Below are 987 nucleotides of genomic sequence, written 5' to 3'. Positions count from 1 at the left end.
CGTGGTCCGGCCTCGCCGGTCGAAGGTGCCGCGATCCGCCTCCGGCCGCTACGCGGTGGTCGGCGGCGGCGCGCCCGCGCGGCCCGGGCCGGGCCCGGTGGTGCGCTACCTCGTCGAGGTGGAGCGCGGCCTGCCGTTCGACCACGCGGAGTTCGCGGCGGAGGTGCACGGCACCCTGAACGACCCGCGCGGCTGGGCGCGCTTCCAGCGCGTCGACCACGACCCGGTACGGCTCCGCGTCGCCCTGTCGAGCCCCGCGCTCACGGACCTGCAGTGCCTTCCGCTGCACACCGGCGGCCACCTGTCCTGCTGGAACGGCACCCGCTCCGTCATCAACGCGCGGCGCTGGGCGCTCGGCGTCCCCCAGTACGAGGGCGACCTGGCCGCCTACCGCCGCTATCTGGTGAACCACGAGGTGGGCCACGGCCTCGGCCACGGTCACGGCACCTGCCCGGGACCCGGACGGCTCGCCCCCGTCATGGCGCAGCAGTCGAAGACGCTGGGCGCCTGCCGCCCCAACCCGTGGCCGCACCCGTCACGGCCACGCCCGCCGCACCCGCACCCGTCGCCGGCCGGCTGACGGCGGAAATCTGACACTATCGCGATATATCGCCGAAACGGGAACACCAGCCGGATCGCCAGGAGTTGAGCACCATGAACGTACCTCCTGGGGAGAGTGAGCGATGGCACGACTGCGGACGGCACGACGGATCCTCATGGGCGGGGCGGCCCTGGCGGCGGCGGGATGGGCGCTGCGCGACATACCCGCGGAGCTGGGCGTGCGGCCCTTGACGTCAGGCCCGGAGCGCGCGGCACGAATACGGCGCTCACCGCAGTTCAAGGACGGCGCCTTCGTCAACCCCATGCCCGAGCCCACCACTGTGGCCACCCCGCCCCCCGGCATGCTGCGCGAGCTGGCCAGGGAGCGCGACCGGCGCCGCCCGGCCGGGCCGGTCCCGCTGCGGGTGCCGGCCTCGGGCGACCCCT

General features: G+C 75.1%; 1 protein-coding gene and 1 pseudogene. Both read left to right on the top strand.

All coding sequences use genetic code 11. The features are described from left to right. A partial coding sequence (locus tag DQW85_RS22230) for a DUF3152 domain-containing protein (RefSeq protein ID WP_240197349.1) occupies nucleotides 1-580 on the top strand: 580 nt, incomplete at its 5' end. Nucleotides 581-683: 103 nt separating this feature from the next. Then, nucleotides 684-987, top strand: a pseudogene (locus tag DQW85_RS22225) (MBL fold metallo-hydrolase); the annotation flags it as partial.

Origin of the sequence: Nonomuraea lactucae, from assembly GCF_003313395.1 — a bacterium.
Classification (GTDB): domain Bacteria; phylum Actinomycetota; class Actinomycetes; order Streptosporangiales; family Streptosporangiaceae; genus Nonomuraea; species Nonomuraea lactucae.
The sequence above is the reverse complement of the archived record's forward strand: the minus strand, read 5'-3'. Positions and strand labels throughout refer to the sequence as shown.